Raw genomic sequence first — 20,390 nt, 5'->3', positions numbered from 1 at the left:
TCAAGTATTGACCTTAACCGGCCAGGTAGCGACCGATCAGGGTGATGCCACTGATGAGCACCATCCAGGTCACCAGCCGCACGAACATCTCCCGCGACATGCGCATGACCAGATGCCGCCCCACCCACGAGCCGACGATCATCGCCGGTAACAGACAGACCGCCAGCACCAGCAGGGACATCTGCGCATAGACCCCGGTGATCACGAACAGGCTAAGACGCACGATGGTGCTGCAACTGATGAGCGCGTTCTGCGTGGCGCGGGCCTGGACCTTGTCGGTCAGCCGGCCGTTGAGGTAGATCGCGTAGAGAAAGCCGCCGCTGCCGAACAGCGCGCCGAACAGCCCGCCCGTGGTACCCATGGGAATCGACCATGCGGCAGACAACTGGGTCGGGCGCACTTTCACGGCCAGGCTGTAGACCGAATAACCGATCAGAAACAGGCCCATCATTAATAGAAGGACGTCGGATTTGAGGTTGAGCAGAAACAGCACGCCCAGGGTGCAGCCGACCGCCATGCACGGCACCATGCGAAACAGCTCTGAGCGCACCACCGATTGCCGCGACGGCAGCAGGTGGCTGAATGCGGCGAGAAAATCCAGCATCACCAGCAGGGGGATGATCCGCGACAGGGGCATGAAGTGGATCAGCACCGGGCCTGCGACCAGCGCCGTGCCGAAGCCTGCGATGGCGAAGACCAGGTAAGCGGCGATGACGCCGGCTTCGATGAACAGCCAGTCGGTCGGGGTCAGGCCCAGTTGGTTGAAGGCGACCGAAAGATCGTTGAGCGCGGCGAGCATTGTTTCCTCCTTGGAAGGGGTGCAGTGCGGGGAGGATACTATAGGAGCGCGCTTGGTCTGGGCCGCATGCGGACGATTGCGGTGTGACATTGACGGCGTTGAACCTGACACACCGCAATCGCGGGCAAGCGCGCTCCTACACGGGCAAAAGCGTGACAACGGTGGTGGGCTAGCCCGCAATGCCTTTATCATGCCTGCCATGATCAAAGACCCCTTCGCAAGACTCGGCCTTGACCGGGAAGTCCTTACTGTCAGCCAGCTCAACGGCCGTGCGCGCGTGCTGCTGGAAGATGTGTTTTCGAACATCTGGGTCGAGGGCGAGATTTCCAACCTTTCGCGTCCGGCCTCCGGCCACGTCTACTTCACCCTCAAGGACAGCGGTGCCCAAGTGCGTTGCGCGCTGTTTCGCAGCAATGCGGCGCGGGTGCGGCAAGTGCTCAAGGACGGTCTGGCGGTCAAGGTGCGCGGCAAGGTTTCGCTGTTCGAAGGGCGCGGCGATTACCAGCTGATTCTCGACACCGTGGAGCCCGCCGGCGATGGCGCGTTGCGGATGGCCTTCGATGCCCTGAAGGACAAGCTCAACGCCGAAGGGCTGTTCAGCGCCGAACGCAAGGTCGCCCTGCCCCTGCATCCGCAGCGCATCGGCATCATCAGTTCGCCCACGGGCGCGGTGATCCGCGACATCATCAGCGTGTTCCGCCGCCGTGCGCCGCAGGTCGAGCTGACCCTGATCCCCACCGCCGTGCAAGGCCGCGAGGCGATCGCCCAGATCGTGCGCGCGCTCAAGCTCGCCGATACCCGAGGCTTCGATGCGCTGATCCTGGCCCGTGGCGGCGGTTCGCTGGAAGATCTGTGGTGCTTCAACGAAGAGGCCGTGGCTCGCGCCATCGACGCGTGCGTGACGCCTATCGTCAGTGCGGTCGGGCATGAAACCGATGTCTCGATCAGTGACTTCGTGGCCGACGTGCGCGCCCCCACGCCCTCGGCCGCCGCCGAACTGCTGGCCCCGGATTCCAGCGATCTGCATCGGCGCGTCGACAGCCTGCAACGGCGTCTGGTCAGCCGCATGCAGGATCGCCTGATGCGCGAGAAGCTGCGGCTGGACGGCATCTCCCGCCGCCTTCGCCATCCCGGTGAGCGTCTGCGCCAGCGGGCACAGCGCCTGGACGACCTGGACATGCGCATGCGTCGCGCCTTCGAGCAGCAAATGCACAAACGCCAGGTGCGCATGAGCCATCTGGAGAGCCGGCTGGCCGCGCAGCATCCGGGGCGCACCCTGGCGTTCCTGCGCCAGCGCCTGGATGTGCTGGCCGAGCGCCTGCCCCGGGCCATCAAGGAAAATATCAAAACCCGCCGCCTGCAACTGCAAAGCCAGGTGCAGACGCTGAACGTGGTCAGCCCGTTGGCGACCCTTGGCCGTGGCTACAGCATTCTGCTGGATGATCGCGGCAGGGCCATCCGCTCGGCCGAGCAGACGCAAACCGGCCAACGCCTGACCGCGAAACTGGCCGAGGGCGAACTGCAAGTGCGCGTGGAAGACAACCACCTGACGCCCGTCACCCTTTCTCTTCTGGATTGATCGATGCTGCCTTTTATTTCCCGCTCTCTGGCTGGCGCTGCGCTGGCGATGTGCCTGGCGCTTCCGGCCCATGCTGACAGCTACATTTCCCGGCTGCTGAACAAGCCCGTGCCGGGTGGCGTTGCCGTGGTCGATCTGGGCCCGGCGGCGCAAGCGCCCAAGGCCACGTTTCAAGGCAAGCCGGTGCTGGTGGTCAAGGACCAGGACGCGCGCTGGCTGGCGATTGTCGGCATCCCGCTCAGCGTCAAACCCGGCACCTCGCAGCAGGTCAGCAGCGGCGGTCGCAACCTGCCGTTCAGCGTGGGCACCAAGAAATACCCCGAGCAGCACATCACCCTGAAGAATCAGCGCCAGGTGAATCCGAACCCGGATGATCTCAAGCGTATCGAGCAGGAACTGGACGTGCAGGTCCGCGCCTATCGCAGTTTCAGCCCGGTTACGCCGAGCAACCTGTTGCTGGACAAACCGGTCGATGGCCCGCTGTCGAGCAAGTTCGGCGTGCGCCGTTTCTTCAATGGCGAAGAGCGCAACCCCCACGCCGGTCTGGACTTTGCCGTTCCGGCGGGCACGCCGGTCAAGTCGCCGGCGGCGGGCAAGGTGATCCTGATCGGCAATTACTTCTTCAATGGCAACACGGTGTTCGTGGATCACGGCCAGGGCTTTATCAGCATGTTCTGCCATATGTCGAAGATCGACGTGAAGGTCGGGGACGCCGTGGCGCGTGGTGGTGTGGTCGGGCGTGTGGGTTCGACGGGGCGTGCGACAGGGCCGCACATGCACTGGAACGTGAGCCTGAACGATGCGCGAGTTGATCCGGCTATCTTTATCAATGCCTTCCAGCCGTAACACCCAACTGTAGGACCGCGCTTGCCCGCGACCGCGGTGTGTCATCCAGGATGATTACCCTGACACACTGCGGTCGCGGGCAAGCGCGCTCCTACATGATTGAGTTGCGCGGACTAAATATGTCCGGCAATAAAATCTCAATCTCACATCGAAATTCGCTAGCAGATCACCTAAAACAGCCATTCTCGACATTTCCTCCCAATTTTTTCCAACTACTTGCCAGCTTTCACCCCATTGGTTACGGTTGGACCTATGAAAACCGCTCAAACCCTCATCCTGCTGCGTCAACATCGCTGCCTCAGTCTCGTCAGTGCACGACTGCCAGGTTGAATTGCGGTGCCTCGCCCCCTCTATTCGTAACAACCGGTTGGCCGCCTTCTCTCGGCCCTGAGTACAAAAAGGATTATTCACATGACCATGCTCAAAGATCCCTCGAAGAAGTACCGTCCGTTTCCTGTCATCGACCTGCCTGATCGCACCTGGCCTTCCAAGACCATCACCGAAGTGCCGATCTGGTGCAGCTCTGACCTGCGCGACGGTAACCAATCGCTGATCGAGCCAATGGACTCGGTCAAGAAACTGCGCTTCTGGAAAACCCTGGTGCAAGTGGGCGTGAAGGAAATCGAAGCCTCGTTCCCTGCGGCCTCGCAGACCGACTTCGACTTCGTGCGTACCCTGATCGAAGATGGCCACATCCCGGACGACACCACCATCCAGGTGCTGACCCAGGGCCGTGAAGACCTGATTGCCCGTACCTTCGAATCCTTGCGTGGCGCCAAGAAGGCCATCGTTCACCTGTACAACGCCACCTCCCCTTCTTTCCGTCGCATCGTGTTCAACCAGGAAAAGGACGGCATCAAGGCCATCGCGGTCAACGCGGCCAAGCTGTTCGTCAAATACGCCGCCCAGCAGCCGGAAACCCAGTGGCAGTTCGAGTACTCGCCTGAAACCTTCAGCGCCACCGAACTCGATTTCGCCAAGGAAGTGTGTGACGCCGTGATCGAAGTGTGGAACGCCACGCCGCAGAACAAGGTGATCCTCAACCTGCCGGCCACCGTTGAAGTGGCGACGCCCAACATCTACGCCGACCAGATCGAGTGGTTCTGCCGCAACATCAACCGTCGTGACAGCGTCATCATCAGCCTGCACACCCACAACGACCGTGGCACCGGCGTTGCCGCGACCGAGCTGGGCCTGATGGCCGGTGCCGATCGCGTCGAAGGCTGCCTGTTCGGCAACGGCGAGCGCACCGGTAACGTCGACCTGGTGACTGTTGCCCTCAACATGTACACCCAGGGTCTGAACCCGCAACTGGACTTTTCCGACATCGACGGCGTGCGCAAGGTCGTCGAGGAGTGCAACCAGATTCCGGTTCACCCACGTCATCCGTACGTCGGTGACCTGGTTCACACCGCGTTCTCCGGCTCGCACCAGGACGCCATTCGCAAGGGCTTCACCCAGCAGAAAGAAGATGCGCTGTGGGAAGTGCCGTACCTGCCGATCGACCCGGCAGACATCGGCCGCAGCTACGAAGCGGTGATTCGTGTGAACAGCCAGTCTGGCAAGGGTGGTATCACCTACTTGCTGGAACAGGAATACGGCATCTCCCTGCCTCGTCGCATGCAGATCGAATTCAGCCAGGTGGTCCAGGGCGAAACCGACCGTCTGGGCCTGGAAATGACTGCGCAGCAGATCTACTCGCTGTTCAAGAACGAGTACCTGCAAGCCAACAAGCCGTACGCGCTGGTCAGCCATCGCCTGCAGGAAGAGAACGGCCACAGTGCTGTGGAAGTCGAAGTCACTGGCAAAGGTGACGGCGAGAGCAACCTGCACTGGCGCGGCAAGGGCAACGGCGCGCTGGAAGCACTGGTCGCCGGCCTGCCGGTTCCGGTGGAGATCATGGACTACAACGAACACGCCATCGGCGCGGGCACCACGGCCAAGGCCGCTGCCTACATCGAGTTGCGCGTGAACGGCGACCGCGCGGTACACGGCGTGGGCATCGATGAAAACATCACCACCGCGAGCTTCAAGGCGCTGTTCAGTGCGCTGAACCGTGGTTTGATCCAGGCAGAAGTGGCCGCCAAGGCCGCCTGATGGCCGGGGGCGTTCTCAAGGACGCCCCCGCCGGCAAGCCGTGCTGCTACGGGTGTTGAGGTGGTCGATAGATCTGTGAACGCCCACATCCCGTAGCAGCCGGGCTTGCCCGCGGGGCGATCTTGAGGCGATAAAAAAGGCCCTGACGCAAACGCTTCAGGGCCTTTTTTGTGGATGCGGATCGGTCAGGCGGTGGTGTTGACGGAGCCTTTCATCAGCTCCAGCAACGACGCCTGCAACGCCATCAATTGTGACGTGGTGTTGGCAATCTGCTGCGAAATGGCCGACACCTGCGCGGCCTTGTCCTGCTCCGCCAGTTTGCTGTGCTGAATCGCCGCCAGTTGTTTCTGCTGTTCCTGGAGCCGTTTCTGCACTTCTTTGATCTGTTCCTGAATCTGCTTGATCATCTGCTCGCGCGTGGTGGTGCCCACGGTCGAAGGCTTGCTCGGCGCAACGGCTGTGCTCAGGTCAGCCGCCACCTTCACCGAGTCGTCTTTCGTGGACTCGTCATTCTTGAAGCCAGCCGTGAAAACGCTGGGATAAGCGCTCAGGCCACCGACATTGATCGTTGTCATGATGAACTCCTTTTTCAGTGCCCTTTGTATCGGCCGGCTTACAAAGAACTGAAGTCCACTGATCGAGCACGCACGAAGACACCCCACGGCGTTGGCCATGGAGTGCTTCTTCAAGCGTTTGTCAGGCGGTGGTGTTGATGCTGCCGGATTTCTGCAATTGAACCAGCGCCGCTTCCTGGGTCGCCAGGCTGGCGGTAGTCGTGGAAATCTGCCCTTGAATGGCCATTACCCGCTGGGCTTTCTCTTCATCGGAACCCTTGCTCGCCTGAGCGGCAGCCAGTTGCTGCTCCTGCTCTTGCAGGCGTTTCTCGGTTTCCTTGATCTGCTGCTCGAGCTTCTCGATGGCCTGCTCGCTTTCGCTGGAGGAATCAGAGCTTGAGCCAGCGCCGCCGGCACCGGCTGCCCCACCCGCCGCACCCGACGCCGAGGCGGAAGTGGTCGAGGCGGCAGCGGCGGTCGAGCTGTCGGTGTCAGTGGCGTCGGTCGTGGTGTCTTTCTTGACCGCTACGGTGAAACTGCTGGTGTAGGCACTCAATGAGGATGTACTGATGGTGGTCATACCGATCTCCTGTTTTGGTACAACCGCTATCGACCGCACACCCCGCAAACTCCATGCACTTAGTGTATCTCGAATGTATCAGCGTCGAGATATGCCGGGAACCGCTGCCGGTAAGCCGCCAGGCTCTCGGCAGACAGGCTGACATGGAACACGCCGTCGGCCTCGCCGATGTTCAGCAGGCTTTCGCCCTGGAAGTCCAGCACCTGGCTGTCGCCGGTGTAGGCAAAGCCTTTGCCGTCCGTGCCGATGCGGTTGACCGCCGCGACGTAGCACAGATTCTCGATGGCCCGTGCAGGCAACAGACGGTTCCAGTGCTGGCGACGGGCTCCCGGCCAGTTCGCGGTGTACAGCAGCAGGTCGGTGTCTTGCGAACCTCGGCTCCAGACCGGGAAGCGCAGGTCGTAGCAGATCAGCGGACGAATCCGCCAGCCCTTGAGTTCGAACTGCACCTGCCTGTCACCTGGGCTGTAGTGCTCATGCTCGCCAGCCATGCGGAACAGGTGGCGCTTGTCGTAATGCAGCAACTCGCCGTCCGGCCGCGCCCACAGCAGTCGATTGCGATGACTGCCGTCGGCGGCGCGAATGATCACGCTGCCGGTGACCACGGCATTGATACGCTTGGCCTGGTTGAGCAGCCATTTGGCAGTGACACCGTGCTCGGGCTCCGCCAGGGTTTCGGAATCCATGGAAAAGCCGGTGGTGAACATCTCCGGCAGAATCACCAGATCAGCACCCCGGGCCTGGTCGAGCAACTCCTCGAAGTGCGCGTGGTTGGCCTTGCAGTCGTGCCAGACCAGCGTGGTCTGCACCAGGGCGATGTTCAGGTTGGGCAATTGACTCAGATCGCGCATAGTTTTTCCGCTGCCTTGAGCAACGTCTCCTCACGCTTGGGAAAGCACAGGCGAATCAGACGCTGGCCTTCGGGCGGATTCTGGTAGAACACTGAAATCGGGATGCTGGCCACGCCGTGCTCGCGGGTCATCCACAGTGACATCTCGACGTCGTTGAGGTCCGGGCGGATCTTCGAATAGTCCACCAGTTGGAAGTAGGTGCCGCTGGCGCGGGTGAAGCTGAAACGCGAAGCCTCGAGGCGGTCGCAGAAAAAATCGCGCTTGGCCTGATAGAACCCTGGCAGCTCCTCGACATGCTCAGGGCATGCCGCCATGAAATCTGCCAGCGCCCACTGCAATGGCGTCACGCCACAGAAACCGACGAACTGGTGAATCTTGCGCATCTCGGCAGTCAGCGCGGGCGGCGCTACCAGGTAGCCAGTTTTCCAGCCAGTGACGTGGTAGGTCTTGCCGAAGGAACTGACCACGAACGCACGCTGATACAGCTCATCATGGGCCAGCACACTGGCGTGTTTCACGCCATCGAACACCAGATGCTCGTACACCTCGTCGCTGACCAGATAGATATCCCGATCGCGAATCAGCGCGGCCAGCTTGTCCAGCTCGCTGCGGGTGATCAGCGCGCCGCTGGGGTTGTGCGGACTGTTGATGATAATCATGCGGGTGCGCGGGCTTAAGGCGGCGCCGAGCTTTTCCCAGTCGATGGAGAAGTCGCCGTCGGTTAGCTGGACGTGCACGCAGCGGCCACCGGCCAGTTCCACCGAAGGCTCGTAGCTGTCGTAGCTCGGATCGAAGACGATGACTTCATCACCTGGCCGCACCACGGTCTGGATGGCGCAGAAAATGGCGTGGGTCGCACCAGGGGTAATGGTGATCTCGCTGTCGAGATTGACCTGGCGGCCGTAGGAACGGGCGATCTTGGCGGCCACCTGCTCGCGCAACGCAGGCAGGCCGGCCATGGGCGCGTACTGGTTGTGGCCTTCCATCGTGTGGCGGCACAGGGCCTCACGCAGTGCGTCGGGCCCGTCGAAATCGGGAAAACCCTGGGAAAGATTGATCGCCCCGGTCTCGGCTGCAAGCTGGGACATCACGGTGAAGATGGTGGTGCCAACATTCGGTAATTTGCTGGTGATCATAGGGTTTTCCTGCTCCACACCCCACTCAAGAACGGCAGGGGAACCCGCAGGATAGCCCGAATGACAAGCACAAAAAAAGGCGCCATTGGCGCCTTTTCGAAGAAAGTCCGTTACAGAATCAGCGCTTGTCCTTGCGCTTCTTCTCGGCCTTCTTGTGGTGCGACATCAAGCGACGCTTCTTGTTGACCTGGCGGTCGGTCAGCGTGTTCTTGTTGCCTTCGTACGGGTTTTCGCCACCCTTGAACTCGATGCGGATCGGCGTACCGACCAGCTTGAGCACGCGGCGATAGGTGTTCTCAAGGTAACGAATGTACGACTTGGGCACCTTCTCGACCTGGTTGCCGTGGATCACGATCAGCGGCGGGTTCGCACCACCCAGGTGAGCGTAACGCAGCTTGATACGGCGGCCATTGACCATCGGTGGCTGGTGCTCGCTGACGGCGTCTTCGAGAATCTGGGTCAGGCGGCTGGTCGGCCAGCGGGTGACCGCCGACTTGAACGAGGCCTGCACCGACTGGTACAGGTTGCCGACGCCGGTGCCGTGCAGCGCGGAGATGAAGTGAATGTCGGCGAAGTCGACGAAGAACAGCCGACGCTGCAGTTCGGTCTTCACGTAGTCACGTTCGCTCGGCTCCATGCCGTCCCACTTGTTCAGGGCGATGACCAGCGCACGACCGGCCTCCAGCGCGAAGCCCAGCAGGTTCAGGTCATGGTCGACCACGCCTTCGCGGGCGTCCATGACGAAGATCACCACGTTGGCGTCCTTGATCGCCTGCAGCGTCTTGACCACCGAGAACTTCTCGACTTCCTCGTGGATCTTGCCGCGCTTGCGCACACCGGCGGTGTCGATCAGCGTGTACTTCTCGTCGTTGCGCTCGAACGGGATGTAGATGCTGTCGCGGGTGGTGCCGGGCTGGTCATAGACGATGACCCGATCTTCACCCAGCATGCGGTTGACCAGCGTGGATTTGCCCACGTTCGGACGACCGATGATGGCGATCTTGATGCCGTCTTTCTCGCCCGGGCCCGGAATGCGCTTGGCTTCCTCGCCCTCGGCGACTTCCTCTTCTTCGCCTTCTTCAACTTCGTCGGCGTCCTTGGGGAAACGGCTCAGCGCGACTTCCAGCATCTGCGTGATGCCGCGACCGTGAGCACCGGCGATCGGGATCGCGTCGCCCATGCCCAGCGGGGCGAACTCGGCGCGGGCCATGTCAGGGTCGATGTTGTCGACCTTGTTGGCGACCACGAACGAGGTCTTGTTGCGCTTGCGCAGGTGCTCGCCAATCATCTGGTCGGCAGCGGTGAAGCCGGCCTTGGCGTCCACCAGGAACAGCACGACATCGGCTTCTTCGATGGCCAGCAGCGACTGCTCGGCCATCTTTTCGTCCATGCCATGCTCGTCACCGGAGATACCGCCGGTGTCGATCACAATGTAGGAACGCCCTTGCCACTTGGCCTCACCGTACTGGCGATCGCGGGTCAGACCGGACAAGTCACCGACGATGGCGTCGCGACTCCTGGTCAGGCGGTTGAACAAGGTGGACTTGCCGACGTTCGGTCGACCCACCAGGGCGATTACGGGAACCATGCGGCTCTCCACTTCGTTATTTCAGAAAATACAAAAGCCGCTGCAAGGCAGCGGCCGGAGTTCGGAGCGGCACCCGAAGTGCCGCAAGCCCCGTCAGGCGGGGCCGCGAGGGGAACGCCGGTCACCGGCCTCCCCAAGCATAGACAGCCATCACTTGATCGTCAGGGCTTCCAGCTTGCCGCTGTTGCCAAAGACGTAAATGGTGTTGCCCGACACCAGAGGGCGGGCACGCAGGCCGTCGCTGTCGATCTTTTCACGGGCGACGAAGTGACCGTCGACCTGGCTGAGCAGGTGCAGATAGCCTTCCATGTCACCGACCGCCACGTAGCTGGAGAACACTTCCGGCGAGCCCAGTTGACGACGGGCCAGCGAGTCGTTGCTCCACAGTGCAGTGGACGAACGCTCGTCGACGCCTTCCACAGTGCCGCTGGCCAGGGAAACGTAGACGCTGCCGAAGCCCTGGGCGACACCCGAGTAGCTCGATGCATCACGCTGCCACAGCACGCGGCCGCTCTGCAGTTCCAGGCCCGCAACGCGACCCTGGTAGGTGGCGACATACAGCGTGCTGCCGGACAACAGCAGACCACCGTCGATATCCACCACACGATCCAGCTCCGAGCGACCTTGTGGAATCGCTACGCGCTGCTCCCACACAGGCACGCCGTTGCTGGTGTCCAGCGCCACGACCTTGCCGGTGGAAAGACCGGCAACGGCCAGCTGGCCGGTGACGATCGGTGCGCCGGTGCCGCGCAGGGTCAGCACCGCAGGACTGCTTTCGTAGATCCAGCGCTGATTGCCGGTCGCGGCATCGTAGCCGATGACCTTGTCGTCCTGGGTCTGGGCGACGACCACGTCACCGTTGGTGGCAGGAGCCGACAGCACTTCGCTGGTGGCCTTGGCCTTCCACTTCTGCTCGCCGGTGGACTGGTCCAGCACGATCACTTCGCCACGCAGGGTGCCGAGCATGACCATGCCGGAACCTACGCCCACGGCGCCGGAAACAGGCTGTTCGATTTCTTTCTTCCACAGCACGTCGCCGTTGCTGCGGTCGATGGCCATGACCAGACCATTGGCGTCGGCGGCGTAGATGTGCTCGCCGTCGATGGCCGGAACCAGCATGTTGTAGATGTCGCCCTGGCCATCACCGACCGAGCGGCTCCACAGTTTCTGCAGGGTCACTTCGGGTTTGAAGTCGACCAGATCCGCAGGAGGCAATTCCTTTTTGCTGTTGCTGCTGCAACCCGCGGCCAGAACGACCAGAGCCAGCACTGCCGCATGTTTCCAACGAATCACGTCACGCATCCCCTTTCGCCAGATCGTCGAGCTTCATTTGCAGGCCGCCCACTGCCGATTGCTCGGACAGCGAAGCCTTGGCCTTCTTGTATGCAGCGTAGGCATCGTCGGTACGACCCAACTGAACCAGCAGGTCGCCACGCAGTTCTTCACGGCTGGCGGCGAACGCCTTGTCAGCGTCGCCGTCGAGCAGTTTCAGGGCTTCGTCAGCCTTGTTCTGCGCCGCCAGTACACGGGCCAGACGCTGACGGGCGATCTCGCCCAGCGTCGGGTTGGCCGGTTTGTCGCTGACGGCCTTCAATTCGCTCGCCGCGTCGTCCAGCTTGCCGGTGTCGACAGCCACCTTGGCCACGAACAGGCTGCCGTACTGGGCGTAGGCAGTGCCGCCGAAATCGCTTTTCAGCTTGCCGGCGATCTGGGCCACCTGGCCAGCATCGGCCTGGCCGCTTGGCGTCAGGGCTGTTTCCAGCAATTGCTGATACAGGGCCGAAGCGCCTTGCGCCTGGTTGTTCTGATAGCGATGCCAGGCTTGCCAGCCCAGCACAACGATCACTGCCAACAGGCCACCAGTGACCAGGGGCTTGCCGTTACGCTGCCACCAGTCCTTGACCGCGGCCAACTGCTCATCATCAGTATTCGACACCCCAACACTCCTATTCGCTAATTCTGCTTGTTATCAGGCCTGGCCTGGCTTCAACCCTGCGCAATGCAGGTGGCCAGGTGCTCGGACAGAGCATCCCAGGCAATGTTTTGTTGTTCGCCCTGACCACGCAGAGGCTTGACGCCCACTTCCTTGCGCGCCAGTTCTTCATCGCCCAGGATCAGCGCGTACAACGCACCGCTCTTGTCGGCTTTCTTGAACTGGCTCTTGAAGCTGCCGGCGCCGGCATTGACCTGCAGGCGCAGGTTCGGCGCCTGGTCACGCAGGCGCTCGGACAGCGCCAGTGCGGCCAGTTCGGCGGCTTCGCCGAAGGCGCAGACGTAAACGTCGATGGTGCGCGAGATTTCTTCCGGGACCTGCTCCAGGGTTTCCAGCAGCAGCACCAGGCGCTCGATGCCCATGGCAAAACCGACGCCGGTGGTGGGCTTGCCGCCCATCTGCTCGACCAGACCGTCGTAACGGCCGCCCGCGCACACGGTGCCCTGGGCGCCGAGTTGGTCGGTGACCCATTCGAAAACGGTCTTGCTGTAGTAATCCAGGCCGCGAACCAGTTTCGGGTTGATCACGTAAGGAATGCCGGCAGCGTCCAGACGCGCCTTGAGGCCTTCGAAGTGAACCCGCGATTCTTCGTCCAGGTAGTCCGCAAGCTTGGGTGCATCGACCAGCACGGCCTGGGTTTCAGGGTGCTTGGTGTCGAGCACGCGCAGCGGGTTGGTCTTCAGGCGGCGCTGGCTGTCTTCGTCCAGTTGGTCATGGCGGGCCGAGAGGTACTCGACCAGCGCTTCGCGATAGCGCCCACGGGCCTCGCTGGTGCCCAGGCTGTTGAGTTCGAGCTTGACGGCGTTGCGGATGCCCAGCAGGCCCCACAGGCGCCAGGTCAGCACGATCAGCTCGGCGTCGATGTCCGGGCCGTCCAGGTTGAACACTTCGCAACCAATCTGGTGGAACTGGCGATAGCGGCCTTTCTGCGGGCGCTCGTGGCGGAACATCGGGCCGATGTACCAGAGTTTCTGCACCTGGCCACCGCCGGTGATGCCGTGTTCCAGCACCGCGCGCACGCAGGCTGCCGTGCCTTCGGGGCGCAGGGTCAGCGAGTCGCCGTTGCGATCGGCGAAGGTGTACATCTCTTTTTCGACGATGTCGGTGACTTCGCCGATGGAGCGCTTGAACAGGTCGGTGAACTCGACGATCGGCATGCGGATCTGGCGATAACCGTAGTTATCCAGCAGACCGGCCACGGTGCCCTCGAAATAGCGCCACAGTGGCGTCTGGTCCGGCAGGATGTCGTTCATGCCACGAATGGCTTGCAGAGACTTACTCACAAAAATTCCTTGAAAACGGGTTAGCCGCGAACGATCAGCGCTGCGTCGGCCTGGACCTTTTCGGCCGCTTTCTCGCGGATCAGGCGTTCAAGCTCGTCCACAAGGTTGTCATTGGTCAGCTTTTGCGACGGCTTGCCATCGATGTAGATCAGGTTCGGCGTACCGCCGGTGAGGCCGACATGGGCCTCCTTGGCTTCGCCTGGACCGTTGACCACACAACCGATCACCGCCACGTCCAGCGGCACCAGCAAGTCTTCAAGGCGCCCTTCCAGCTCGTTCATGGTCTTGACCACATCGAAGTTCTGCCGCGAGCAGCTCGGGCAGGCGATGAAGTTGATGCCACGGGAACGCAGGTGCAGCGACTTGAGGATGTCGTAGCCGACTTTCACTTCTTCCACAGGATCGGCGGCCAGCGAGATACGGATGGTATCGCCGATTCCTTCGGCCAGCAGCATACCTAGGCCGACGGCCGATTTCACTGTGCCTGAACGCAAACCACCGGCTTCGGTGATGCCCAGGTGCAGCGGCTGGACGATTTCCTTGGCCAGCAGGCGGTAGGCTTCAACGGCCATGAACACGTCGGAGGCTTTCACGCTGACCTTGAAGTCCTGGAAGTTCAGGCGCTCCAGATGTTCGACGTGGCGCAGGGCGGACTCGACCAGCGCTGCGGGAGTCGGCTCGCCGTATTTCTTTTGCAGGTCCTTTTCCAGGGAGCCTGCGTTAACGCCGATCCGGATCGGGATGCCGCGATCACGCGCAGCATCGACCACAGCGCGCACGCGGTCTTCGCGGCCGATGTTGCCCGGGTTGATGCGCAGGCAATCGACACCCAGCTCAGCCACGCGCAGGGCGATCTTGTAATCGAAGTGGATGTCCGCAACCAGCGGCACCTTGACCAGTTGTTTGATGCGACCGAACGCCTCGGCGGCGTCCATGTCAGGCACGGACACGCGAACGATGTCCACGCCCGCCGCTTCCAGACGGTTGATCTGGGCGACCGTGGCGGCCACATCGTTGGTGTCGCTGTTGGTCATGCTCTGTACTGCGATTGGCGCATCGCCGCCAACCGGCACGGAGCCGACCCAGATTTTACGAGATTCGCGACGCTTGATCGGAGATTGGCCGTGCATGACTTATTGCCCCAGCTTCATACGGGCGGTCTGGCCCGAGGTGAATGGTGCGACGTCCACAGGCTGTCCGTTGTAGCTCACTTGCGCGGCACGGGCGACGCCCAGGCGCACGGCCAGCGGCGGCTTGCCACTGACGTTGATGCTGTCGCCGCTGCGTTTGAGGCCACTGGTCAGGACCTTGCCATTGGCGTCGGTGACCTGGAACCAGCAATCGGCGCTGAACTGGATCTGAACCTGGCCAAAACCTGCCGGGGTCGGCGCAGTTTCAGTCGCTGCAGGCGCAGGCGCAGTGGCCGGGGCTGGAGCAGTTGCGGTCGCCGCAGTGGTTGGTGCAGGTGCAGTGTGCGCAGGCGCAACCGGTGCGGCCGGGTTGGCAACGGTGCCGTGGGCAGGCGCTGTGGCGGTGGCCGTGGCAGGCGCAGTGGTGGACGGCGCAGGCGCGGTTGGCGCAGCAGGCGTCGTGGTGGCGGGCGCGGCCGGCTCGGCATTGTTGAGCGGCAGCGGCGCCGTGGTGCTGTTCTGGGCCTGGGTCGCAGCCTGGTCCTCCGGCTCGTCCAGTGGGTGAATCTGGGTGGTGCCGTCGGCGCTTTCGACTTCGACGTGTTCCATGCCCAGGCTGGTCGGTTCCTTGCCGCGCAGGGTCGCCTGATCCTGCCACCAGACGAAGCCGCCGCCGATCAGGGCAACCAGCAGCAACAGGCTGACGATGCGCAGGATGTTGTGGGACAGGCGCACGGGTTCTTCGATGCGCCCCAGGGCATGGACGTTGCTGCCCTTGCCGTCGGTGCCGGTGTACTGGTCGAAATCGTTGACCAGGGCTGCCTGGTCCAGGCCCAGCAATTTCGCGTAGGCACGGATGTAGCCCCGGGCAAAGGTATGGCCGGGGAGCTTGTCAAAATCGCCCGCTTCCACATAACCCAGGGAAGTCGAGGTGAGGTTCAGCCTCAAAGCCACATCTGGCAGCGACCAGTTTCTGCTCTCGCGAGCCTGGCGCAGGGTTTCACCAGGGTTCGTGCGAGTGGCTGCTACAACTTCGGGATGCGCCGCTTTCATCATTGCTCCGACAGGTATTGCTGATATTCCGGGGTACCGGGATAGAGTCTTTTGAGTAGCAGGCCATAACTGGCCGCCTTGTTGCGATCGTCATAAATCTTCGCCAACCGGGTGCCGAGCAACAGACTGCGTGCATTCTGCTCGCTAAGCTGGCTGAAACGGTCGTAATAGTCACGCGCCGGCACATAATGCCTGTCTTCGTAAGACAACTCAGCCATTTCCAGCAAAGCGCGTGGTTGTTGACGATCGAGCCTCAAGGCTTTGTTGAAGTGCTCCAGCGCCTGGGCGCGGTCATCGAGCTTGAGCGCCGTCATGCCCAGGTTTTCGAACACCCTGGCACGCTCAGCGTAGAGATTATCATCGGCGGCCTGCTCAAAGCGCGCGTAGGCTTCCTTGTAGCGCTTCTGCTCGTAGAGGAAACCGCCGTAGTTGTTGAGGATGCGGGCATCTCCGGGCCGCGAGGACAGCGCCTTGGCGTAATACTCATCGGCCAGTTGCGGCTCGAGCTCGGTCTGGAACACCAGGGCCAGGGCGGCGTTGGCGTCGGCATCGGAACTGTTGAGTTCCAGCGCCTTCTTCAGCGGCGCCTTGGCCCGTTCCGTCTGACCTTGCTGAAGATATCCCAGCCCCAGTTGCACATACGCCTGACGAGCCTCATCACGTCCCTTGCTGGTACTCAGCGGATCGACATTGCCGGTGGACACACAACCGGCCATCAACGTGACAAGACACAGCAGCAGCGCAGCGCGCAGGGACATAGAGATCCTCTCGGTCAAGTTCGCAGTCAGTTGCGAGCGGCAGCGGCCTGGGCCCCGTCGGGCTCGGCGCTGAGTTCGCGCACAGCGATGTAGCGTTCGCTGCGACGAGTGCGGTCCATTACCTGCCCGACCAACTGGCCGCAGGCAGCATCGATGTCTTCACCGCGGGTGGTGCGCACGGTGACGTTGAATCCCGCCTGGTGCAGCAGATCCTGGAAACGACGGATCGCGTTGTTGCTCGGGCGCTCGTAACCGGAATGCGGGAACGGGTTGAACGGAATCAGGTTGATCTTGCAGGGAGTGTCCTTGAGCAGCTCGATCATCTCGACCGCGTGCTCAGGCTTGTCGTTGATATCCTTGAGCAAGGTGTACTCGATGGTCAGGACGCGCTTCTCGCCCAGCGCCGACATGTAGTTGCGGCAGGACTCGAGCAGCATCTTGAGCGGGTATTTCTTGTTGATCGGCACCAACTGGTTGCGCAGCGCGTCGTTTGGTGCGTGCAGCGACAGGGCCAGGGAGACGTCGATGTGCTGGGCCAGCACGTCGATCATCGGCACCACGCCGGAGGTAGACAGGGTCACCCGACGTTTGGAAATGCCATAGCCAAAGTCGTCCATCATCAGACGCATGGCCGAAATGACATTGTCGAAGTTCAGCAATGGCTCGCCCATGCCCATCATCACCACGTTGGTGATGGCACGGTCGACGGTCGCCGGGACACTGCCGAAAGATTTGTTGGCAATCCACACCTGGCCGATGACTTCGGCGGCGGTGAGGTTGCTGTTGAAGCCTTGCTTACCGGTGGAGCAGAAACTGCAATCCAGGGCGCAGCCCGCCTGGGAAGACACGCACAAGGTGCCGCGCTTGCCCTGCGGAATGTAGACGGTCTCGACGCAGCTGCCGGACGCCACGCGAACGACCCATTTACGGGTACCGTCGCTGGAGATGTCCTCGCTGACGACTTCAGGACCACGAATTTCGGCACGACGCTCGAGCTTTTCGCGCAGCGCCTTGCCGACGTTCGTCATGGCTTCGAAGTTATCGACGCCATAGTGGTGAATCCACTTCATGACCTGACCGGCACGGAAGCGTTTCTCCCCGATGGACTCGAAGAATTTTTCCATTTCCGGCTGGGTCAGGCCCAACAGGTTGATTTTACCAGTTGTATCAGTCATGGATTCACCCTCACTCGCAGCGGCAGCTTAGCGAGTGGTTACCTCGGTAGCAGCGAAGAAGTAAGCGATTTCGCGAGCAGCAGCAGCTTCGGAGTCCGAACCGTGAACGGCGTTGGCATCGATGGACTCGGCGAAGTCAGCACGGATGGTGCCGGCAGCAGCTTCTTTAGGGTTGGTAGCGCCCATCAGCTCACGGTTTGCCAGGATGGCGTTTTCGCCTTCCAGAACCTGAACGACCACTGGACCCGAAGTCATGAAGGCAACCAGGTCACCGAAGAAACCGCGAGCGCTGTGCTCAGCGTAGAAACCTTCTGCTTCGGCTTTGGACAGTTGCTTCAGTTTCGAAGCCACGACGCGCAGACCGGCTTTTTCGAAGCGGGTGGTGATCTCGCCGATTACGTTTTTGGCAACGGCATCAGGCTTGATGATCGAGAAAGTACGTTGAACAGCCATGGTGTAACTCCAGAAACAGTGAGTTTTGCGAAAAATTAAACCCGCGAATTATACGCGGGTTCTCATGTATTGCCTAACCTGCAGAGACGATCAGTCTATTTCGTCGACCCAAAGGGTCTGAACCGCCTCCAGGACCTTCTCGCCGACCCGGCCAGAAGTGTCATCGAAATCCGGCAGTTGCTGAATCATCTGTTGCAGTTTGACGAACCCTACCGAGTACGGATCGACGCCCGGATGGGCTTCGGCCAGCTCTTCGGCGATGCGTTGTACGTCATTCCAACCGTAGCTCATGACAATCCCTCGGTCAGTGCGGCGCTTCGGCTGCATGGTTAAGCGAATATTTCGGAATTTCGACGGTCAGGTCTTCGGTCCCGACCTTGGCCTGGCACGCCAGGCGCGAAGTCGCCTCAAGGCCCCAGGCACGATCAAGGTAGTCTTCTTCCAGCTCGTCGGCTTCCTCCAGCGAGTTGAAGCCCTCGCGGATGATGCAGTGGCAAGTGGTGCAGGCACAGACGCCGCCACAGGCACTTTCCATCTCGATATGATGCTCGTGGGCGAGCTCCAGGATCGACGTGCCCGGCTCAGCCTCGACCACCAGCCCGTCCGGGCAGAATTCCTTGTGGGGCAGAAAAATCACCTGCGGCATCGTTATTCCTCAATCTCATTCAGGTTGCGCCCAGCCAGCGCGGCTTTCACCGTCGAGTCCAGGCGGCGGGCCGCGAACGCATCGGTCACCTGCGACAGACGCTTGGTCTGCTGCTCGATGGCCGCACCGTCGGTGCCCTTCATCAATTCACGGAGTTCTTCGACCTGCATGTCGATGACCATGCGCTCTTCGGCGTCGAGCAGACGCTCGCCGTCGGCCTGCAGCGCGCCTTCGACGGCTTCGATCAGGCGCTGGGCATCGACCTGCTGCTCACGCAGCACGCGGGCCACCTTGTCATCACCGGCATACTGGAACGAATCCTTGAGCATGCGGGCGATTTCGCCGTCGGTCAGGCCGTAGGACGGCTTGACCTGAATGCTCGACTCCACGCCCGAAGCCAGCTCGCGAGCGGAAACACTCAGCAGACCGTCGGCATCGACCTGGAAGGTGACACGAATCTTCGCAGCGCCGGCCACCATGGCCGGAATGCCGCGCAGATCAAAGCGGGCCAACGAACGGCAGTCGCTGATCAGTTCACGCTCGCCTTGCAGCACGTGAATCATCATGGCCGACTGGCCGTCCTTGTAAGTGGTGAATTCCTGGGCACGGGCCACGGGAATCGTGGTGTTGCGCGGAATGACCTTTTCCATCAGGCCGCCCATGGTCTCAAGACCCAGGGACAACGGAATCACATCTAGCAGCAGCAACTCGCCACCATCGCGTTTGTTGCCTGCCAGCGTATCGGCCTGGATCGCTGCACCAATGGCAACCACCTGATCCGGATCGATTTCAGTCAGCGGCTGGCGACCGAACAGCTCGGCAACGGCGTCACGTACGCGAGGCACGCGGGTCGATCCACCAACCATGACCACCGCCTCGACTTCGTCCAGCTCGATGCCGCTGTCACGCACGGCGCGACGGCAAGCCTTCAGGCTGCGGGCGATCATTGGTTCGATCAGCGCATCGAAGCCGCTGCGGGTAAGAACGCCGGTCCACTGGCCGTAAGCGACATCCACCGAATCAGCATCGGTCAGCGCTTCTTTTGCCGCACAGGCGATCTGCATCAGACTGCGCTGGGCTGCAGGGTCCAGGTCGTCCGACAGACCCGCCTCGGCAATGATCCAGCTGGCAATGGCGTAGTCGAAGTCGTCACCGCCCAGGGCACTGTCGCCGCCGGTGGCCATGACTTCGAACACACCGCCAGTCAGGCGCAGGATCGAAATATCGAAAGTGCCGCCGCCCAGGTCATAGATGGCCACGATGCCTTCGGCGTTCTGGTCCAGACCATAGGCCACCGCCGCAGCGGTGGGCTCGTTTAGCAGGCGCAGCACGGTCAGGCCCGCCAGCTTGGCGGCGTCCTTGGTGGCCTGGCGCTGAGCGTCGTCAAAGTAGGCAGGAACGGTAATCACCGCACCGACCAACTCGCCACCCAGGGTGGCTTCTGCGCGCTGGCGCAGCACCTTGAGGATGTCGGCGGACACTTCAACCGGGCTTTTCGCACCCTGAACGGTCTCGATGAACGGCATGTGCGACTCGCCGCCGATGAAGCGGTAAGGCAACTGCTCGCCCAGGTGCTTCACATCGGAAATACCACGCCCCATGAGGCGCTTGACCGAAATGATGGTGTTCAAAGGATCGGTGGCGGCAGCGTCCTTGGCGGACTGGCCGACCTCGACGCGATCGGCGTGATAACGCACGGCCGACGGCAGGATGACCTGGCCATCCTGATCCGGGAGCGGCTCACTGATGCCACTGCGCAGGGCAGCAACCAGCGAGTTGGTGGTGCCGAGATCGATCCCGACGGCCAGACGGCGCTGGTGTGGTTTTGGACTTTGGCCGGGTTCGGCGATCTGCAGTAGAGCCATTGCT

General features: G+C 61.8%; 20 protein-coding genes. 3 read left to right on the top strand and 17 right to left on the bottom strand.

The window, feature by feature from the left end; genetic code table 11:
- Positions 1–13: 13 nt before the first annotated feature.
- On the bottom strand, positions 14–799 hold the full coding sequence (locus ACIPO9_RS21000; protein WP_400783246.1) for a sulfite exporter TauE/SafE family protein: 786 nt from the start codon (positions 797–799) through the stop codon (positions 14–16).
- A gap of 199 nt (positions 800–998) precedes the next feature.
- On the opposite strand from ACIPO9_RS21000, the gene xseA reads away from it, so the two are divergent.
- From xseA to leuA, 3 genes are all read left to right on the top strand, one after another.
- Complete coding sequence (gene xseA, locus ACIPO9_RS20995; RefSeq protein ID WP_400783293.1) at positions 999–2,378, top strand: exodeoxyribonuclease VII large subunit; 1,380 nt, start codon at positions 999–1,001, stop codon at positions 2,376–2,378.
- Positions 2,379–2,381: 3 nt separating this feature from the next.
- Positions 2,382–3,224 carry a peptidoglycan DD-metalloendopeptidase family protein gene (locus tag ACIPO9_RS20990; protein ID WP_400783244.1) on the top strand — a complete coding sequence of 281 codons (843 nt, stop codon included), beginning with the start codon at positions 2,382–2,384 and terminating at the stop codon, positions 3,222–3,224.
- 411 nt (positions 3,225–3,635) lie between these two features.
- Positions 3,636–5,321 carry a 2-isopropylmalate synthase gene (gene leuA, locus ACIPO9_RS20985; RefSeq protein ID WP_400783241.1) on the top strand — a complete coding sequence of 562 codons (1,686 nt, stop codon included), beginning with the start codon at positions 3,636–3,638 and terminating at the stop codon, positions 5,319–5,321.
- Between the two features lie 185 nt (positions 5,322–5,506).
- Here leuA and ACIPO9_RS20980 read toward each other — a convergent pair whose 3' ends face one another.
- From ACIPO9_RS20980 to hscA, 16 genes are all read right to left on the bottom strand, one after another.
- Complete coding sequence (locus tag ACIPO9_RS20980) at positions 5,507–5,896, bottom strand: hypothetical protein (protein WP_400783238.1); 390 nt, start codon at positions 5,894–5,896, stop codon at positions 5,507–5,509.
- A gap of 121 nt (positions 5,897–6,017) precedes the next feature.
- A complete protein-coding gene (locus ACIPO9_RS20975; protein WP_274134063.1) occupies positions 6,018–6,455 on the bottom strand; it encodes a hypothetical protein in 438 nt (145 codons plus the stop codon).
- Positions 6,456–6,514: 59 nt separating this feature from the next.
- Positions 6,515–7,306, bottom strand: coding sequence for an amidohydrolase (locus ACIPO9_RS20970; RefSeq protein WP_400783235.1), 792 nt, complete (start codon positions 7,304–7,306; stop codon positions 6,515–6,517).
- Positions 7,294–8,442, bottom strand: a complete 1,149-nt coding sequence (locus ACIPO9_RS20965; RefSeq protein ID WP_274134061.1) for a pyridoxal phosphate-dependent aminotransferase — start codon at positions 8,440–8,442, stop codon at positions 7,294–7,296. Before ACIPO9_RS20965 ends, ACIPO9_RS20970 begins: the two co-directional genes overlap by 13 nt.
- Positions 8,443–8,560: 118 nt before the next feature.
- The gene (der, locus tag ACIPO9_RS20960) at positions 8,561–10,030 is read right to left on the bottom strand and encodes a ribosome biogenesis GTPase Der (RefSeq protein WP_274134060.1); all 1,470 of its coding nucleotides are present in this window, start codon (positions 10,028–10,030) and stop codon (positions 8,561–8,563) included.
- Between the two features lie 150 nt (positions 10,031–10,180).
- Positions 10,181–11,332 (bottom strand): outer membrane protein assembly factor BamB, encoded by a 1,152-nt coding sequence (gene bamB, locus ACIPO9_RS20955; protein WP_274134059.1) that lies wholly within the window; start codon positions 11,330–11,332, stop codon positions 10,181–10,183.
- Positions 11,325–11,966, bottom strand: a complete 642-nt coding sequence (locus tag ACIPO9_RS20950) for a YfgM family protein (RefSeq protein ID WP_274134058.1) — start codon at positions 11,964–11,966, stop codon at positions 11,325–11,327. Before ACIPO9_RS20950 ends, bamB begins: the two co-directional genes overlap by 8 nt.
- A 50-nt stretch (positions 11,967–12,016) precedes the next feature.
- Positions 12,017–13,306 carry a histidine--tRNA ligase gene (hisS, locus tag ACIPO9_RS20945; protein ID WP_400608769.1) on the bottom strand — a complete coding sequence of 430 codons (1,290 nt, stop codon included), beginning with the start codon at positions 13,304–13,306 and terminating at the stop codon, positions 12,017–12,019.
- 20 nt (positions 13,307–13,326) lie between these two features.
- Positions 13,327–14,436 (bottom strand): flavodoxin-dependent (E)-4-hydroxy-3-methylbut-2-enyl-diphosphate synthase, encoded by a 1,110-nt coding sequence (gene ispG, locus ACIPO9_RS20940; RefSeq protein ID WP_400608770.1) that lies wholly within the window; start codon positions 14,434–14,436, stop codon positions 13,327–13,329.
- A 3-nt stretch (positions 14,437–14,439) separates the two neighbouring features.
- Positions 14,440–15,489 (bottom strand): RodZ domain-containing protein, encoded by a 1,050-nt coding sequence (locus ACIPO9_RS20935; protein WP_400783232.1) that lies wholly within the window; start codon positions 15,487–15,489, stop codon positions 14,440–14,442.
- A complete protein-coding gene (pilW, locus tag ACIPO9_RS20930) occupies positions 15,489–16,247 on the bottom strand; it encodes a type IV pilus biogenesis/stability protein PilW (protein ID WP_274134054.1) in 759 nt (252 codons plus the stop codon). Before pilW ends, ACIPO9_RS20935 begins: the two co-directional genes overlap by 1 nt.
- 26 nt (positions 16,248–16,273) lie before the next feature.
- On the bottom strand, positions 16,274–17,422 hold the full coding sequence (gene rlmN, locus ACIPO9_RS20925) for a 23S rRNA (adenine(2503)-C(2))-methyltransferase RlmN (RefSeq protein ID WP_274134053.1): 1,149 nt from the start codon (positions 17,420–17,422) through the stop codon (positions 16,274–16,276).
- A 27-nt stretch (positions 17,423–17,449) separates the two neighbouring features.
- Entirely contained in the window at positions 17,450–17,875 is a 426-nt protein-coding gene (gene ndk / locus ACIPO9_RS20920) for a nucleoside-diphosphate kinase (RefSeq protein WP_081565735.1), read from the bottom strand.
- A 90-nt stretch (positions 17,876–17,965) separates the two neighbouring features.
- Positions 17,966–18,166, bottom strand: a complete 201-nt coding sequence (gene iscX / locus ACIPO9_RS20915) for a Fe-S cluster assembly protein IscX (protein ID WP_274134052.1) — start codon at positions 18,164–18,166, stop codon at positions 17,966–17,968.
- Between the two features lie 13 nt (positions 18,167–18,179).
- Entirely contained in the window at positions 18,180–18,521 is a 342-nt protein-coding gene (fdx, locus tag ACIPO9_RS20910) for an ISC system 2Fe-2S type ferredoxin (RefSeq protein ID WP_274134051.1), read from the bottom strand.
- Between the two features lie 2 nt (positions 18,522–18,523).
- Complete coding sequence (hscA, locus tag ACIPO9_RS20905) at positions 18,524–20,386, bottom strand: Fe-S protein assembly chaperone HscA (protein ID WP_400783230.1); 1,863 nt, start codon at positions 20,384–20,386, stop codon at positions 18,524–18,526.
- Between the last annotated feature and the right edge of the window lie 4 nt (positions 20,387–20,390).

Origin of the sequence: Pseudomonas sp. NPDC090203, assembly GCF_044746765.1 — a bacterium.
In the GTDB taxonomy this organism is placed as follows: Bacteria; Pseudomonadota; Gammaproteobacteria; order Pseudomonadales; family Pseudomonadaceae; genus Aquipseudomonas; species Aquipseudomonas putida_AD.
This window is presented reverse-complemented; position numbering and strand designations above follow the sequence as displayed.

Bases quoted from the DNA above. Each gene is read 5' to 3' on its own strand.
- ACIPO9_RS21000 (WP_400783246.1), bottom strand. From the start codon at position 799: ATGCTCGCCGCGCTCAACGATCTTTCGGTCGCCTTCAACCAACTGGGC.
- xseA (WP_400783293.1), top strand. From the start codon at position 999: ATGATCAAAGACCCCTTCGCAAGACTCGGCCTTGACCGGGAAGTCCTT.
- ACIPO9_RS20990 (WP_400783244.1), top strand. From the start codon at position 2,382: ATGCTGCCTTTTATTTCCCGCTCTCTGGCTGGCGCTGCGCTGGCGATG.
- leuA (WP_400783241.1), top strand. From the start codon at position 3,636: ATGACCATGCTCAAAGATCCCTCGAAGAAGTACCGTCCGTTTCCTGTC.
- ACIPO9_RS20980 (WP_400783238.1), bottom strand. From the start codon at position 5,896: ATGACAACGATCAATGTCGGTGGCCTGAGCGCTTATCCCAGCGTTTTC.
- ACIPO9_RS20975 (WP_274134063.1), bottom strand. From the start codon at position 6,455: ATGACCACCATCAGTACATCCTCATTGAGTGCCTACACCAGCAGTTTC.
- ACIPO9_RS20970 (WP_400783235.1), bottom strand. From the start codon at position 7,306: ATGCGCGATCTGAGTCAATTGCCCAACCTGAACATCGCCCTGGTGCAG.
- ACIPO9_RS20965 (WP_274134061.1), bottom strand. From the start codon at position 8,442: ATGATCACCAGCAAATTACCGAATGTTGGCACCACCATCTTCACCGTG.
- der (WP_274134060.1), bottom strand. From the start codon at position 10,030: ATGGTTCCCGTAATCGCCCTGGTGGGTCGACCGAACGTCGGCAAGTCC.
- bamB (WP_274134059.1), bottom strand. From the start codon at position 11,332: ATGCGTGACGTGATTCGTTGGAAACATGCGGCAGTGCTGGCTCTGGTC.
- ispG (WP_400608770.1), bottom strand. From the start codon at position 14,436: ATGCACGGCCAATCTCCGATCAAGCGTCGCGAATCTCGTAAAATCTGG.
- ACIPO9_RS20935 (WP_400783232.1), bottom strand. From the start codon at position 15,489: ATGAAAGCGGCGCATCCCGAAGTTGTAGCAGCCACTCGCACGAACCCT.
- pilW (WP_274134054.1), bottom strand. From the start codon at position 16,247: ATGTCCCTGCGCGCTGCGCTGCTGCTGTGTCTTGTCACGTTGATGGCC.
- rlmN (WP_274134053.1), bottom strand. From the start codon at position 17,422: ATGACTGATACAACTGGTAAAATCAACCTGTTGGGCCTGACCCAGCCG.
- ndk (WP_081565735.1), bottom strand. From the start codon at position 17,875: ATGGCTGTTCAACGTACTTTCTCGATCATCAAGCCTGATGCCGTTGCC.
- iscX (WP_274134052.1), bottom strand. From the start codon at position 18,166: ATGAGCTACGGTTGGAATGACGTACAACGCATCGCCGAAGAGCTGGCC.
- fdx (WP_274134051.1), bottom strand. From the start codon at position 18,521: ATGCCGCAGGTGATTTTTCTGCCCCACAAGGAATTCTGCCCGGACGGG.
- hscA (WP_400783230.1), bottom strand. From the start codon at position 20,386: ATGGCTCTACTGCAGATCGCCGAACCCGGCCAAAGTCCAAAACCACAC.